At 51.4% G+C, this 389-nt stretch carries 1 protein-coding gene; it reads left to right on the plus strand.

What is annotated here, in order from left to right:
- Positions 1-105 precede the first annotated feature (105 nt).
- Positions 106-389, plus strand: a 284-nt coding sequence (locus tag DUK53_RS17355; RefSeq protein ID WP_201740751.1) for a 1-acyl-sn-glycerol-3-phosphate acyltransferase, incomplete at its 3' end; no start/stop codon positions are given.

Below are 389 nucleotides of genomic sequence, written 5' to 3' on the forward strand. Positions count from 1 at the left end.
AACCTACGCGGATGCGTAGGTTTTTTTTTGCCTGCCGTATAGTATTCTTCCCTCAGACAATTTTTAAGGCCATCAACCCCGAGGGAGAGTGGGATGATATATACCGTGTTACGTGCACTGTTTCGCCTGATGTTTCGTGTTCGTGTCGAAGGCGACGCCAAGCATTTTGAGCAGCAGAAACTGCTGATCACCCCGAATCACGTTTCTTTCATGGATGGCGCGCTGCTGGCGTTGTTCTTACCGATCAAACCGGTGTTTGCCGTTTACTCCAGCATTTCCGATCGTTGGTTTATGCGCTGGCTGAAGCCTTATATCGACTTCGTGCCACTGGATCCCACCAAACCGATGGCCATCAAGCATCTGGTGCGCATGGTTGAGCAGGGCAGGCC

Source organism: Listeria sp. SHR_NRA_18, assembly GCF_003856515.1.
In the GTDB taxonomy this organism is placed as follows: Bacteria; Bacillota; Bacilli; order Lactobacillales; family Listeriaceae; genus Listeria_A; species Listeria_A newyorkensis.